The organism is Gardnerella sp. KA00771 (assembly GCF_049244045.1).
Taxonomy (GTDB): domain Bacteria; phylum Actinomycetota; class Actinomycetes; order Actinomycetales; family Bifidobacteriaceae; genus Bifidobacterium; species Bifidobacterium swidsinskii.
Genome location: NZ_CP058368.1, coordinates 1,300,773 through 1,316,456, shown reverse-complemented (window position 1 = coordinate 1,316,456; position 15,684 = coordinate 1,300,773). Strand labels below are relative to the sequence as shown.

At 43.0% G+C, this 15,684-nt stretch carries 12 protein-coding genes and 1 tRNA gene; 12 read left to right on the top strand and 1 reads right to left on the bottom strand.

Annotation, left to right across the window (positions count from 1 at the left end; translation table 11 throughout):
- Positions 1-56: 56 nt before the first annotated feature.
- The 9 genes from HXT57_RS05400 to HXT57_RS05360 all read left to right on the top strand — a co-directional run bounded on the left by HXT57_RS05400 (position 57) and on the right by HXT57_RS05360 (position 11,511).
- Positions 57-1,211 carry a LicD family protein gene (locus tag HXT57_RS05400; RefSeq protein ID WP_415697829.1) on the top strand — a complete coding sequence of 385 codons (1,155 nt, stop codon included), beginning with the start codon at positions 57-59 and terminating at the stop codon, positions 1,209-1,211.
- A gap of 69 nt (positions 1,212-1,280) precedes the next feature.
- Positions 1,281-3,584 (top strand): hypothetical protein, encoded by a 2,304-nt coding sequence (locus tag HXT57_RS05395; RefSeq protein ID WP_415697830.1) that lies wholly within the window; start codon positions 1,281-1,283, stop codon positions 3,582-3,584.
- Between the two features lie 83 nt (positions 3,585-3,667).
- The gene (locus HXT57_RS05390; RefSeq protein ID WP_415697831.1) at positions 3,668-4,918 is read left to right on the top strand and encodes an acyltransferase family protein; all 1,251 of its coding nucleotides are present in this window, start codon (positions 3,668-3,670) and stop codon (positions 4,916-4,918) included.
- Between the two features lie 23 nt (positions 4,919-4,941).
- Positions 4,942-5,787: an ABC transporter permease gene (locus HXT57_RS05385; RefSeq protein WP_012914456.1), complete on the top strand. Its 846-nt coding sequence runs from the start codon at positions 4,942-4,944 to the stop codon at positions 5,785-5,787.
- Positions 5,787-7,043, top strand: a complete 1,257-nt coding sequence (locus tag HXT57_RS05380; RefSeq protein ID WP_012914455.1) for an ABC transporter ATP-binding protein — start codon at positions 5,787-5,789, stop codon at positions 7,041-7,043. Before HXT57_RS05385 ends, HXT57_RS05380 begins: the two co-directional genes overlap by 1 nt.
- A 57-nt stretch (positions 7,044-7,100) precedes the next feature.
- Positions 7,101-8,840, top strand: coding sequence for a glycosyltransferase (locus HXT57_RS05375; protein WP_415697833.1), 1,740 nt, complete (start codon positions 7,101-7,103; stop codon positions 8,838-8,840).
- Positions 8,840-9,808, top strand: coding sequence for a glycosyltransferase family 2 protein (locus HXT57_RS05370; protein WP_248893508.1), 969 nt, complete (start codon positions 8,840-8,842; stop codon positions 9,806-9,808). Before HXT57_RS05375 ends, HXT57_RS05370 begins: the two co-directional genes overlap by 1 nt.
- Positions 9,809-9,906: 98 nt before the next feature.
- Positions 9,907-11,148, top strand: coding sequence for a UDP-galactopyranose/dTDP-fucopyranose mutase family protein (locus HXT57_RS05365; protein WP_076003055.1), 1,242 nt, complete (start codon positions 9,907-9,909; stop codon positions 11,146-11,148).
- 278 nt (positions 11,149-11,426) lie between these two features.
- Positions 11,427-11,511 (top strand) — tRNA-Ser (locus HXT57_RS05360).
- Between the two features lie 133 nt (positions 11,512-11,644).
- On the opposite strand, the gene rfbB is transcribed toward HXT57_RS05360, so the two are convergent.
- Complete coding sequence (rfbB, locus tag HXT57_RS05355) at positions 11,645-12,736, bottom strand: dTDP-glucose 4,6-dehydratase (RefSeq protein ID WP_415697834.1); 1,092 nt, start codon at positions 12,734-12,736, stop codon at positions 11,645-11,647.
- A gap of 248 nt (positions 12,737-12,984) precedes the next feature.
- Between rfbB and HXT57_RS05350 the strand changes: the two genes are divergently transcribed.
- The 3 genes from HXT57_RS05350 to HXT57_RS05340 all read left to right on the top strand — a co-directional run bounded on the left by HXT57_RS05350 (position 12,985) and on the right by HXT57_RS05340 (position 15,662).
- Entirely contained in the window at positions 12,985-14,061 is a 1,077-nt protein-coding gene (locus HXT57_RS05350; RefSeq protein WP_415697835.1) for a DMT family transporter, read from the top strand.
- A 117-nt stretch (positions 14,062-14,178) separates the two neighbouring features.
- A complete protein-coding gene (locus HXT57_RS05345) occupies positions 14,179-15,192 on the top strand; it encodes a ribose-phosphate diphosphokinase (protein ID WP_012914450.1) in 1,014 nt (337 codons plus the stop codon).
- 131 nt (positions 15,193-15,323) lie between these two features.
- Positions 15,324-15,662, top strand: a complete 339-nt coding sequence (locus HXT57_RS05340; RefSeq protein ID WP_102155642.1) for an ACT domain-containing protein — start codon at positions 15,324-15,326, stop codon at positions 15,660-15,662.
- Positions 15,663-15,684: the final 22 nt, after the last annotated feature.

Below are 15,684 nucleotides of genomic sequence, written 5' to 3'. Positions count from 1 at the left end.
TTATAGCAGTACGCTATAGCAAGTATGTTTTTAAATAATGAGGGAGTAATGAACTTATGGTTTCGCAGTTACGTCGCATAGTGAGTTGGATAATAGGCAGACTCCCTTCGTCAAAACGCTCTATTGTGGAAGTGCGCGAGCAGCTGAGTGCTATTCAAACGCAAATTTCTCGATTGCAAGAATGTGTCGACGCTCGCTGCGCTCATCTTGAGGTTGGGCAGTATAACGTTGAGAAGTCGTTGCGTGCGGAGATTTTGACGAATCGTGAGCAGTCTTCGATTATGGCTTGGTCAAACTATAGGAAAGATGGCGAAAGTAGCGTGGATGCGCATAAGCGTTTCTTCCTTAGTTTGCCGAAAGCTACAGGTTCTATGCGCGTTATACAACGGGGTTGCGCGTCGCTGCTGAGTGAGTTTGCGCAGATTGCGCAGCAGCATAATCTTCAGTATTGGGCTGATTTTGGTACGCTGCTCGGTTGCGTGCGTCATCGTGGGTTTATTCCTTGGGATGACGATGTTGACTTGGGTATGATGCGAGAGGATATTGATAAGCTGCTGACAATGTTGCGCGAGGATGCCGCGTTGCGCGCGCGCTACCGTGCGGTGCTCGTGTACGATCCGTACGTGTGCTGCCGTCAGTTGCGGTTCCGCTACGCGAATAATAGTAATCCTTGTTTTTTGGATATTTTCTTCTACGATTACGCGCCTGATTTGACGCCTGAACAGCGTCAGAGTTTTGTGTCTTTGCGTAAGGATTTGCAGCAAGAGTTGCGTTCGCAGACTTTTTTCAACGCGTGGCTTGACCGCGGTTATGTTGAGCAGGGCGGCGAATACACTGCTGATATTGAACAGATTTTTCAGAGTTTCCAAAAGAAGGCTGTAAACCAGGGGCTTGTGGTGAGTAAGTCTTGCGCGCGCAACGTGGTGTACGGTTTGGATAATGTTGATGCTGAGAATTTGTACCTTGCGCAATGTAGCGAAATGTTTCCAGTAAAAATGGCAACTTTTGAAGATTTTTCTGTTGCTATACCGCAGTTATCGGAAAATATTTTGGAACGCGTGTATGGTGATATTTATCAGCTGCCGTCGGATATTATTACGCACTTCCGTCATGTCGACTGTGAATCGTTGCATAGCAGTCATACTGACGATGTAATCGAGCAGGATATTCGTTCAAATCCGTATGCTCTCGGTTGCGGCAGGCTTGAGTGAAATTACGTAACTCTACAAAACAGTAACGTTAAGAATGGCAATAGTACGAAGGAATTAACAGGTGTGTATATGGGCGATACGAGCAATAGTAACGGTAATGCGACTGCTGTAAATGATGTGGCGGCAGAAAGAAACGTAACGATGGCTGGTAGTGCAGTAAGTAGCACAATAAGTGGTGCAATAAGCAGTGCGATACAGTGCAGTCGCGATTGTGCTCGCGCTATGCGTTCTGTTTTACGACGCATATCGCTAATTATGCCGCTTATTATTGTGCTTCTGCTGGAACTTGTATGGTTCAACTTTCCGGCAATCGAATCGTCAGGATTCAAGCCAACTCCTGTTCAGAGAGTTTCAACCGGTGCAGGTTTGATGCGTCACGGCGACGTGTACACAGTTACCGGCAAAAACGATCAATACATACAATTGCATTACGCTCAGCCTTCTCAAATAAATAATATTTACGTCGATACGCGTTCGCCTCACACTCGCACACTCGATATTGCTGTGTATGTGTTGGATGGTGGCAACAGTGCTTCTTATATTCAAGTTGCGTCTCAGCCTGTTACGTCGAATGTGAACGATACGAAGTATGTGCGTGTGCATGCGGTTGATAAAGTTGCGGGCTTGCGTTTGAGTACGAAGCTTCAGAAAGGTGATTCTTTTACAATTGCTAATCTTGCGTTGAATCAGCGTAGGCCGTTGCATATTTCGCTTGTTCGCGTCGTGATGTTGTTGCTTATTGCTTATGCGATATACGTGTTGGCTCCGCGTTCGCGCATTTATAAAGAAGCGCTTGATTTGCGCGTGCGTAAGCAGCAGTTGTGGCTTGTTGCGTTAGTGCTAGTGCAGTGCGCAATACTTATTGGAGTAACGAAAGTTACTGGTACTCAACACATGTTTACAGCTGGTGTGTGTAATAACGGCGGCTTTATATGTGACGCCAACCAGTACAATCACCTCGCCAACAGTCTGCTCAAAGGTCACCTGTACTTGGATCTGCCGGTTCCTGACTGGCTGCCGAATATGAGCAACCCTTACGATGCAGGCGCGCGCTACGCCATGTCGATAAAAACTGGTCAACCAACTTACTGGGATTATGCGTTCCACGGAAGCCACTACTTTACTTACTTCGGCGTACTTCCGGCACTGTTACTTTTTGTGCCGTTCAAAGTACTTACCGGTCATGATTTGCGTACAGATTACGCCGTCGCCTTCTTTGCTGTCGCTTTCGCAATTGCTTCTATCTATCTTATGGTGCAATTACTTCGACGCTTCTTCCCAAAGCGATCCTTCGGTTTCCTCGTGCTGTCGCATCTCGTTATGCTCATGTCCAGTGGAGTGCTAATTCAGGCGTATCTGCCGCAAATCTACTCGCTTCCTATGCTGTCATCATTGTGTTTCACCTGCTTAGGACTGGGATTGTGGCTACAGGCGCGAACTACTCAAGATACTCTTTCTAAAACCCCGTACTTACGGAAGTCACTACTCATTCTGGGAGCAGTATGTATTGCACTAAACCTAGGGTGTAGGCCGCAATTTATTCTGGCGTCATTGTTTGCTTTTGTAATTTTTAAGGAAGAAATCGTAAAGTACCGTCTATTTTTTGCCTTCAAACGGAGCAGCGTAATCAATACTATATGCGTAATCGCACCAATGATTCTTATAGGCTTAGCCGCCTGCTGGTACAACTACGCGCGTTTCGGTTCTCCACTCGATTTTGGTGCAACCTACAATCTCACCGGTTTTGACATGGTTCACCGCTCCTACTCTTGGGCGCGAATCCCATGGGGAGTATGGATGTACCTGTTCCAGCCTATTACTATTACGCCAGTTTTTCCGTTTATGGAACAATCCGTGCTGCCGTCAATGTTCCACGGGCAAATCATTATGGAGCCATTCTTTGGAGGCCTACTCGCTTACTCTCCTGTATGCGCAGCCGTAGTACTGTACCCGGTAGTAAAGCAACAATTACGCAAAAAGCAGCTTGCTGGATTCTTTACGCTCGGCTTAACGTTGTCGATACTGCTTATGGTATTAGATGCGGAAGTGGTAGGAATTTCCAGCAGGTACTTTAGTGATTTCGGCTGGCTGCTAGCGTTGTGTGCAATTATGGTGATTGCAAGTCTTATAGACAAAGTCTCGTCTTGTGTGCACATGGTTGACGTTCCTTCTGATTGCGTCAACGAAACAGGCGAGGAGTTGCCTTCTAAAGCCAACCTTAAGTTAATGCACAAAGTTCTGATTATTCTGGTGATTTCCAGCGTGAGCTTGTGTTCCTTAAACCTCCTTGCTAACGGACGATACTCAGACCTTCAAGGTACTAGGCCGAGCATATACAGAAGTATCGAATCCTGGTTCTCGCCACTTACGTAACAGACGAATCAGTTGCAATTTGGTTACTATTAGTAAATTACAATTCAGATAATTTGAAGAAGAAAATTTTGAAGAAGAAAAATATGGTAGTAGAACAGAAACAACCAGCGCAAAAAGTAGCGTGTTCTGCACAAGCTCAAGCGGTATTACAATCGAGCAAAGACCTGCAAAATGGCACGCAAAAAGACCTGCAAGTTGAAGTCTTGCGAATTATTGCAATGCTTATGATTGTGGCCTGCCACATGATCATACATTTGAACATTCGCGAGCACAGTTTCAATATGGAACTTTTGCCGGCTCCAGGCTTGCGTTCAGCACTTAAATTCTTAGTCGTACAATACGGTCAAGTTGGTGTCTCAACCTTCTTTATTATTTCCGGCTACTTTTTATGTCGCAAAACCTTCCGCTACCGACGCGTTTTTGCAGCGTGGGTGCAAATGTTCTTCTACTGCATTATCGTGCTGGCAGTAACCTTCGTAGCAGACTGCTTTGGCTTACTTCCGGAAAATTTGAGCAACTTACTTCACGGAAAAGAACTTGTCTACACGCTGTTGTGGAATGTGACGCCATTTACTTACCGAAGCTATTGGTTCATGAGCGCGTACTTAATCATGCTCATGTTCATGCCTTTTATCAACATTCTTATAAGTCACATGACTCAGCGCAATCATGCTATGCTGCTGGTACTTCTTGCGTCAATCTCACTTATTCCGCTATATTTTGGCAAAAATTATACTTGGAACGATATTATTTACGCAATTTTTGGATATTTAGCCGGAGCTTTTATTGCGCAGTACGGTAGCGGAATAAAAAAACTTACTACGAAGCGACTTTGTGCGTGCGTAGCAATATCTACTGTTCTTATGCTCGCTTTCGACTATGTTGCTTCGTCCGGAAATAAGTTTGTGCGAGTTCTTACGTGGGATCAGCAGGTCCACGGCGGCATTGGAATACTGCCAATGATTATTGCAATGTGTATTTTCATTCTCGTACACCGAATAAATATGTTGCGAATTAAAGGACTAGCAAGAACTGTAATTTTGCGCGTTTCCAAAGCAACTTTCGGAGTGTACCTTCTTCACGAGCACATGTTTATTTTCATAGCGTTGTGGACGTTCGTGGCGTGGATGCTTCCTACAACTTCCTCAAGCGCACTCATAGTGCTACTTTACGCAATTACTTTAATTTGTACGTACGCAGCACTTTCAGTTGTTGCAGTTGTAATAGATCTCGTTATCAAACCAATTTCCAACCGAATTGCGCTAACTTTGGAGCATGTCGCCAATTGCGTATGTTCTGTGCATAAAACGGATTCGCAATCCAAAATGGAGTAAGTAACTGGTAAACTATATATCTTGTGAAAAACATTGTAGATAAGTTGCGCGCAAGATACCACTATTCGTGGGTGGTTCTTAAGGAGCTGGTGAAAACTGATTTCAAATTGCGCTACCAAGGGTCTTTCTTGGGAGTTGCGTGGTCGGTTTTGCGACCGCTTATGCTGTTTTGCGTAATGTATGCAGTGTTTGCAAAGTTTTTGCGAATGTCGGATGGCACGCCCACCTATCCAGTTGTGCTTTTGCTTGGCATTAGCGCATGGCAGTTCTTTGGCGAGGCTACTTCGATTGGTTTACGTGCGGTGGTAGACCGTGGAGATTTGCTGCGTAAAATCCATTTTCCTAACTATATTGTGGTGGTTTCGGCAACTGTTGGCGCGTTAATCAGTTTTGCAATAAATCTTGTGGTAGTAATCATTTTCGCCATCTGCTCAGGCGTGCAATTTACGTGGTGGGTGCTATTAGTTCCTTTGAATTGTATACAGTTGTACGCATTAGCATTAGGCGTAACGCTGCTGCTAGCAACTATGTACGTGTATTTTCGCGACATTGCGCACTTGTGGGATGTTGTTCAACAAGTGCTGTTTTACGCAATGCCAATTATTTACCCTCTAAGCATGGTGATTGGTAATAATTCTTTAGGAAGATGGGGAACGGTTATTGCAAAAGTGCAGTTACTTAACCCTATTGCACAATGTATTCAAGATTTGCGCCACAATCTTGTAGCACCTCTTACTCAGCCTACTGTGTGGAATTTAGTAGGGTCTCCTTTGCTGATGATGGTTCCGGTAGTATTAACCGTAATCTTGTGTGTGCTCGGCGTCGCAGTGTTCCGCAAGTGCAATCGTAAGTTTGCTGAGGTGATGTAATGAGCGAGATTGAGTTGACAAATACTGAAAAAGAAGAGTTGCAACCAGTCGTACTTTCAGTAGAACACGTAGGCAAATACTTTAAGCTACCAACTGAGCAAGCAAGCGGTTTGAAACAAGCGTTTATTAATTGGACACGTGGTATCAAAGGCTACAAAGAACAGCACGTTCTGCGCGATATCAACTTTGAAGTACGCAAAGGCGACTTCTTCGGCATCGTAGGACGCAACGGAAGCGGCAAATCAACCCTACTCAAACTCATCTCTGGAATCTACGTACCAGACTCCGGACGCATACACGTCAACGGAAAACTCGTGCCATTCATTGAGCTTGGCGTAGGCTTCAATCCAGAACTAACCGGTCGCGAAAACGTGTTTTTAAATGGAGCACTATTAGGTTTTACGCGCTCGCAAATTGAAAACATGTATGACGATATAGTGCATTTTGCAGAACTTGAAGAGTTTATGGATCAAAAGCTTAAAAACTACTCTTCTGGTATGCAAGTGCGTCTTGCATTTTCAGTTGCAATTCAAGCTCAGGGAGATATTCTCGTACTTGATGAAGTTCTTGCAGTTGGAGATGAAGCTTTTCAAAGAAAATGCGATGAATATTTTGCAAAGGTTAAAAAAGACGTAAGTAAAACAGTTATTCTTGTTACGCACGATATGAACGCAGTAAAGCGTTATTGCAATAAAGCTGTTCTTATTAAGAATGGCGAAGTGATTGTTAACGGAGATAAAGACGATGTTGCAAATCGTTACACCCTAGAAAATCTTTCTAGCCAAAATGGCGGAGAAAGTGAAGATGGTTATGCTGTTGGTTTGAATGAGCGAGTGCCATTTATGCGCATTGTTCCTTTGAGTAAGCAGTTGCTTAGTTGTAAAGAAAAATTCCGTTTTGCTATTGAATATGAATTCAATGAGCCTGGAAAATATTTTATAGCTGTAGCAATGCACGATATAAAACGTGGAGGAATCACGTATGATTCTGGAGCAGATAAAATTGAGCTAGAAGGAACAGGAAGACAAAAAGTTGAATTTGAAGTGCCTCTTAAAATTTTAAATAATGGCGAATTTAAGCTGGTTGCCTCTCTTCGTACTAGAAGCAAAACTGATCCTGAATTAACAGATATGGTTGCGTTTACTAACGACAGTAATTCGTGCATGTTTGCTGTAAGAGATAGTCGAAACCGTGAGTATGCACTCTTAAATGACAATGCAATGACTTTTACTTGCTTAAAGCATTATAAATGCTAGCTTTATTTATTGCTGGTTTTATATGTGTTAAAGGCTAAAAATAAGGGTGTTTTAGTAATGAATTTCTTTAATCTAGATGTTAATGCAAAAGCTTATATAGACTCTTTAAGCGAGCGTCAACGCAGGCTTATTGTGGGCGCTATAAATTATCATTCCCTAACAGCTCCATCTAGAACTTTGCAATATCAAGTTTACATGGGTCAAAAATGGCAGTATCCGCGATTGGCTGATTTTTCAGTTTTTGACGGTGCTTGTACAAAAAACGAAGGATTAAAACCAATCGCAACTTTTAGTGCACAATCAACTGTTAAAACTAATAGCGAATACACAAAAGAATTTTGGAATGAAGGCAAACTGTTTAAAGATAATGGCGTTAGGTATTTGTTGCTGACACCAGATGATGCAACCGACGATGATGTGATGTCTCACTGGGCTTCTGATACGTTAAAGCAGCACATTTACAAAGAGTGTGAGTTACACGCACCTTCTATGTTTGATGTTGTTAGGGAAGTAATGCGCAAAAAACGCGAGTGTGATTCGAAGAAACTTGTTGAAGCGTATTGTCCTTGGAATAAAAAGAAGTTTGATTATGTTGCAAATGCTCACCAAAGAGAAATTGCAAAACAAGAAAATTGGGATTTATCAAATATAAAAGATGCTAGATTGGACTGTATTTCTCCTGCTAAAAGAGTTGAAGGAGCTAAAAAAGCTATTATTATAGGTTTGCATTGGTTGCAAGCTGGTGGTGCAGAAAGATGGGCTGTAGAAACAATAAAACTTGCCAAAAAAGCTGGTTTTGTGCCAATTGTTATCACAGATAGAGACGGTCACCAGCCGTGGATCACGAAAGATTTCTGTGATGATGCACTTGTGTTACCACTTACTCCACCAATTAGAGAATATTGGGCGGATGTTCCACTTTTAAGATCTTTGTTTGAGCAATTTGACATTAAAGCAATAGCAATACACCATTGCCAATGGCTTTACGACCATATTTGGTGGGTTAAACAATTCTTCCCAGAAACACATATTATTGATTCGCTGCATATTGTTGAATACATAAATTGTGGAGGATATCCGCATGAAGCTGTAACGCACGATAAGTGGATTGATTTGCACCATGTTATTTCTCCACAACTTGAAAATTGGTTGCATGATGTGCATGGTATTGAATCTTCCAAGATTGTTGACGCTCCACTTATTGGTCTTACTGCTGAAATTGGAAACGATTGCGTATCGCCGAGAAAAAATAAAAATGTTCTGAATGTTACTTTTGTTGGAAGGATTGCAAGACAAAAACGTCCAGAAGCGTTTGTTCTTGTTGCAAAAGCTTTAAACAAAAAATATCCAGGAAAATTCCACTTTATTTTGCATGGAGATGGCGAATTAGACACATTTGTTTCAGAACTTATATCTAGGTATGGTCTTGAAAACGTTATTGAGCGCAGATCTATGAAAATTCCAGCTCAAAAAACGTATGATGATGCGGACGTGCTACTTATTAGCTCTGTAAACGAGGGTATTACGCTTACAACTATTGAAGCGCTTTCTAATGGAGTTCCAGTAATTTCATCGGATGTTGGATCGCAAAAAACTGTTATAGCAAAAAGTGCGTTATTGCCAAGAATGACTTCTAGTTTTGTTAAAGCGTCTGTAAAGGAATTGTTTAAGATTATGGAGAATGATTCATATCGTTCATTATTGTTAAAAGAAGAAGTTGAAAAATTGCGCAATTTTGCAAAACTCGAATCTGCAGAAACGTTATTTACTAAGTTATTTGAAGAATGGAGCAAGTAATGTCAAATGCTCAAGTAGTGAATGCTAATAAATCAAAAGATAGCGTTAATGTTGCGGCTGTTGTAGTAACTTTTAACAGGTTAGAGAAACTAAAAACCGTATTGGCTTCGTTAGAATCTCAAACGCGACTTCCAAATCAACTAATCATTGTTAACAATGCCTCAACTGATGGCACAGATAAATATTTGGAAGAGTACACTCGCGATTTTGCGAATGGTCATTTGGGGAATCGAGTAAATCTTACTGTTGTAAATTTGCCAGAAAACGTTGGCGGTGCAGGCGGTTTTAGTGCTGGTATGCGTAAAGGGTACGAGCTTGGCGCAGATTTCGTGTGGATTTTTGACGACGATGGCTACCCTCAGCCACAAGCTTTGGAAAAGCTTCTAGATGGATTTAATGCTGCCGTAGGTGAGCTTGGTGCGGATGTTCCGTATGCTTGCTCAATGGTGAAGTTCGTGGACGGATCGATTTGCGAAATGAACAATCCAGTACCAACGTGGGATTGGGGAAGGCTTATTGCTAAAGGATTTAACAATCTCGTTATGGTTACAAGCTGTTCGTTTGTGTCGGTGCTTATTCCTCGTTGGGTTATAGAAAAGTACGGATTGCCATTTAAAGAATACTTTATTTGGTTCGATGATGCCGAATATACACTTCGTATTACGCGTGTATGCCCGGGCGTGCAGGTTCTCGATAGTGTAATTATGCATGACATGGGAGCAAACAAGGGTGTGAACTTTACAATGATTGACAAAAAGAATGCTTGGAAATTCGCATACGGCGTGCGTAATCAAGCATCTTACCGTTTGCATCACGAAGGTAAAGCAAAATACTTGCTTTTCTGCGCAAATGTAGTTCGTCAAATGCGAAGAGGGCATGTTGAGAGAAAGTTGCGCCGCAAAATGATTGGTCAAATGCTAAAAGCGATTAGATTTAATCCAAAAGTTGATTTTCCTAAAAATAAGTAGCGCAACAAGCGAAATGCTAGGTTAATAACTGGAATAGCTTAATAACGGGAATATATAAAGCATAATTTCAAAATAGACGTATCTTATAAAGGAATAAAATGTACGAAAAAGCAAAATCAGCAACTTACCCAGATTTAGTAGTTGTTGGAGCAGGATTGTTCGGCTTAACTGTAGCTCAGCAAGCAGTGGAGCATACGGGCGCTCGCGTTGAAATTATTGACGTTCGAAATCACATCGGTGGAAACGCTTACTCGTATTTTGACGAGCGCACAGGAATCGAAATTCACAAGTACGGAGCGCATCTTTTCCACACAAGCAACAAGCGCGTGTGGGATTATGTGAATCGTTTTACGTCGTTTACTAACTACGTACATCGCGTGTACGCAACGCACGACGGCGAAGTGTATCCGCTGCCAATCAACTTGGGTACAATTAACCAGTTCTTCCACGCGCACTACACGCCAGAGGAAGCAAAGGCTTTGATTGCAAGCCAAGCGGGGGAGTTGGCTGGCAAAGATCCGCAAAATTTGAACGATAAGGGCATTAGCTTAATTGGTCGTCCGCTTTATGAAGCGTTTATTAAAAACTACACGGCAAAGCAGTGGCAGACGGATCCTTCCGAGCTTCCTGCTGGAATTATTAAGCGCTTGCCTGTGAGATTTAACTATAATAATCGCTACTTTAAGGACACTTGGGAAGGCTTGCCTACGGACGGCTACACGGCTTGGATGCAGCGCATGATTGACGATCCGCGTATTCACGTTTCGCTTGGTGTAGACTTCTTCGACGAATCTCAGCCGTTTAATAAGCGCGCGCTGGCGGAAGCTGGAGTGCCGGTTGTTTATACCGGTCCGGTTGATAGGTATTTTGACTACGCTCTTGGCGAGTTGAAGTGGAGGACTGTGGACTTTAAGGAAGTGCGTTACGAGGAGAGTGACCACTTTGGCTGCCCAGTTATGAACTATTCGGATGCTGACGTGCCGTTTACGCGCGCGATTGAGTTTAAGAACTTTAATCCAGAGCGCGAGGAAGTTGGCGGAGAGGCTAGTGGCGATGCTGACGATTGCGCAACTTTCGTGCCGGGCAAAAGCGTGAAAGCTGGGGAAACTGTAGTGTGGCAGGAGTATTCTCGCGCTGCAACTCGCGACGATGAGCCTTACTATCCTGTGAATACTGATGCAGATAAAGCCTTGTACGCGCGCTATGCGGAGCTTGCTGCGGCTGAGCCTCGCACAGTTTTCGGCGGTCGCTTGGGAACTTACAGCTATTACGACATGCACAACGTAATCGACATGGCTTTGCGCGCTTACGAATCTCAAGTAGCGCCGTTGCTGGCTTAGGTGGTTTGGTGGGCGTTCTTGCGATTAGCCGCCGCGCGCGTAACCTGAAAGCACGTAACCTGAGCGCGCGCTAAAACGGCAATCAGGGACACGGATGCAGTTTGCTGACTGCGCGAGTGTCCTAAAACAAGCAAAATTCGACCCTAATGTAGAACGCAATCTGCGCGAGTGTCCCCAAAAAGGTTGTCGGCGCGCGCGAGTTTGCAATATCCGCGATTCGTGGTATTCTATTTAAGTTGTTTGCTTGGCAAGCAGTTTGATTGCTAAGTTAGCAGTTTGGAGAATTCGCCTAGTGGTCTATGGCGCACGCTTGGAAAGCGTGTTGGTGTAACAGCCTCACGAGTTCGAATCTCGTATTCTCCGCGCCTAGGGTTTCTAGCCAATCGCTAGAAGCCCTTTTTTCATGCCGAAAACCCGATTGCCGCTTACCCGACGTCGCGCATGTTACGCTCTAATCACTCATGCAGGTCGTCGAGCGCAATTTCGTCACGCAAATTCAGTGCCCTAATTCAGCGTAATGCTGCTCGACTTGCGCTTTAATAGGCTTCCATAAATCAGTGTGAGAGTCGTACCACGATATTGTTTCTTGCAATTCTTGCTTCAAATTATCGTGCTTAGGCTCCCATTTTAATTGTGTTCGAATTTTCGTAGTATCTAGTGCGTAACGCCTATCCTCGCCTATTCTGGGATTTACATACGTTATATTTGATTCTGGCACGCCCATGAGTTGCATCAAAATCCGCAAAATATTTATGTTGTTAACTTCACAGTTAGCGCCAATATTATATGTTTCACCGATTGTTCCACGCGTTAGAACATGCCATATTGCGTCGCAATTATCTTCAACGTGAATCCAATCGCGTATCGAATCTCCTACGCCGTACAATTTTGCTGGCATATTGCACATAATATTTGTAATTTGGCGAGGAATAAACTTTTCAATATGCTGTCGTGGCCCGTAATTATTGCTGCTATTCGAAATAGTTGCGCGCAAACCGTAAGTTCTACGCCATGCTTTTACCAAGAGATCGCCTGCAGCTTTGCTTGCAGAATATGGACTAGATGGACAATATGGGCTTGACTCGTTGAATTTAAGCACGCTGTCAATAGGAAAATCTCCGTAAACTTCATCGGTACTTACTTGGTGGAAGCGAATATTATATTTGTGTGCAAATTTAATGAGTGTATGCGTTCCTAAAATATTTGTGCTTATAAACGGGTCAGAAAACTCGATTGCATTATCGTTGTGTGATTCTGCAGCAAAATTTACGATTGCGTCTATAGCAGGAAGTGTTGTTCCTTCTGCAGTTTTAATTGGATTATGCGGATCTAATAGCTGATCAACTATATTTTCGTCTCGAATATCTCCGCGAATAAAAGCGTATCGGTTGTTTGCAAAATCTTGAGGTAAGTCGTAAAGATTTGCCATATTCCCAGCGTAAGTAAGCAAATCAAGTACCGTAACAGCAACCGTTACATGATATTTAGCTATGTAATGCACAAAATTAGATCCAATAAAACCTGCGCCGCCAGTAACTAAAATGTGGTGTGGTTGAAAAATATTACTGTTTGATGCGTAGTTGTGCATGTTTCCGCCTTCATATGACTAGTGCGTTGGTTTATGGCTTAAGTCACGTTGTTATTTTGGTTTATTTCGTTGATTTTATTGTTTAATGCGCGCGTTTTGAATTGTAATTTTTTAATACTATACATTTCTTTCGTGTGTGCAAGTAGAGTATGTTTTTCTAAAGTGTTGTTTACCAGCAAATTAGTTGAGTAGATGTGCAATAATTACTGCATGTTTGCTTGTTTTGGGGATGCGAGGTGAATCTAATAATGGTTAAGTTTTCTTGGCGCAGCAGTGCGCGTGATTTGGATTCATCAAATATTGATTCCTCTTCAACAAAAAAGCAACAATCTTCAAAATTGCAATCAACAGGTTCAAAGACTTTTGACACATCAAAATCTGCAACAAAAGCAATCGAAGGTACTCCAAATAAACCTAATCCAGCGTTAAATCATTCTACAAACGCTATTCTTGTAGGAATATTTTTAACTCTTTTAGGTGGCGCATTTTGGGGTGCAAACGCAACAGTTTCGAAAATCCTCATGTCGACGTATCACGTATCTCCTTTGCAAATCGCTTGCGTTCGTCAAATTGCTGCTGGCATGTTATTTGTCATTACTGCTGCAGCTTGCACTCCTAAGCAGTTAAGTGGTGCTGTGAAAACTGGTCGTACTTGGATTTCAATGGCTATTACGGGAATTGTGTGCGTTCTTCTTACGCAAGTTTCGTATTTATGTACTATTGATTGGACTAATTCTGGCACTGCTACTGTGCTTCAAAGCCTTAACTTACTGTTTGTTTTGGTTTATGCGTGTTTCCACACTCGCCGCGTGCCAACTATGCGCGAAACTATTGGAGTTGTGCTAGCTTTTGCAGGAACTGCTTTAATGGCTACAGGTGGTAATCTTTCTTCACTGTCTTTGCCTGTTATGGGTTTGCTTTGGGGGCTTGCAGATGCTGCGTCTACAGCGGCGCTTGCTATTATGCCTGTGAAATTGATTGCAAAATGGGGAAATCTGACTGTTAATGGCATTACGTTTATTATTTCTGGTTGTATTATGCTCCCGTTTGTGCGACCGTGGGAAACGATGCCTGCATTAGATTTGCGCGCTATGCTGCTTTTTGCTTTTACCGTTATTGCTGGAACTTTTGGAGCATATTGGCTGTTCTTAGAGGGCATTATGCGAGTAGGTTCTGTTCGTGGCACTTTGCTTGGAGCTAGCGAGCCTGTTACTGCTGCAATTACTGCTGTTATGTTTACTGGAGCTGTTTTTTCATGGGCAGATTTTGTGGGATTCGGGCTTATTTTCGTAATGATGATTTTGCTTTGCAAGCGTAGTTCTTAATGATTTTAAAGTAACGCGCTAAAATAAAACGCTTGTTGTGTCGTACGAGGCGCACAAGCTGCTAAAATAGAAAGCGACTATGTCGCGCAACACCAGTTTGCAAACGGGAAGGCAATTATGTCAACAATTCTTGAAGGCAATCCAAAAAAGCAGATGATGTTAGTTACGGGTCGCGCATACCCAGAACTTGCTAATGAGACTGCACAGTATCTTGGTATTGATGTGCTTGAGACTACTGCCTACGATTTTGCGAATGGCGAAATGTATGTGCGCTTTACTCAGCCTGTTCGTGGTTCGGATGTGTTTGTGCTTCAGGCACACACGAATCCTATTAACAATTGGATTATGGAACAGCTGCTTATGGTCGATTCTTTGCGACGCGCATCTGCTCGCAGTATTAACGTGGTTGCACCGTTCTTTGGATATTCTCGCCAAGATAAGAAGCATCAGGGACGTGAGCCTATTACTGCTCGACTCATGTTTGACTTATTCCGCGCTGCTGGTGCCACGCGCATTTTGACTGTTGACATGCACGCAACTCAGGAGCAGGGTTTCTTTGACGGGCCTGTTGACCATTTGACTGCGATGCCTGTGCTTATTGATTATGTGCGAAACTCTATGAAGCTCGATAATGCAACTATTGTGTCTCCTGATGCTGGTCGCATCAAAGTCTCTGAGCAATGGGCTGCAAAACTCGGAGATTTACCTCTTGCTTTTATTCATAAAACGCGCGATATTACGCGCCCTAACCATGCTGAAGCTCACGGCATCATTGGTGAGATTAAAGGACGCGATTGCATTGTTGTAGACGATATGATCGATACTGCTGGCACTATTTGCGAAGCTGTACGTACTTTGCGTGAGGCTGGAGCAAAATCTGTTACTTTGGTTGCAACGCATGCTTTGCTTTCTGGACCTGCTGTTGAGCGTTTGAAAGCTGCTGGAGTTCGCGAGATTATTGTGACGGATACAGTTCCTGTGCCTGAAGAGAAGCGTCTTGATAATATGACGGTTCTTTCGATTGCGCCGCTTCTTGCTGCTGGCATTCGTTCCGTGTTCCGCTCTGGATCGCTTGTGTCGCTTCGCAACGCACTTCCGGAAGATATGAAGCAGCATAATATTTACGCATAAAAAATGTATAAAAGCGCATAAAGCGCATAAAAACGTATGATGTGTAAAATTGAAACAAATAACCGCATAATTTGCGTTAATGCATAAACTTTATGCATTAACATGCGGGTTCAAAACGGCAGGAGGCAAATATGGTCGCCAATAACACAACAGCAGTTGCAGAGAATAATGAATCGCAAGAAGCGTTGCAATCTGATGCTTTCAGGGCGATTATTACCGTTGTCGGCTGCGATACCGTTGGTATTATTGCAAAAGTTACTTCACATGCTGCCGAGCATAATGTAAATATTTTGAATATTTCTCAAACAATTGTCGACGGATTCTTCAACATGATGATGATTGTTGACGTGTCTACTGTTGATTGCGAATTTGGCAATTTTGCTGCAGGATTAGAAACGCTAGGAGACGAAATTGGCGTGCGTATTCGCTGCCAGCGTAGCAATATTTTCACTGCAATGCACAGAATCTAAAATCCGCAGCAATCTAAGTAAA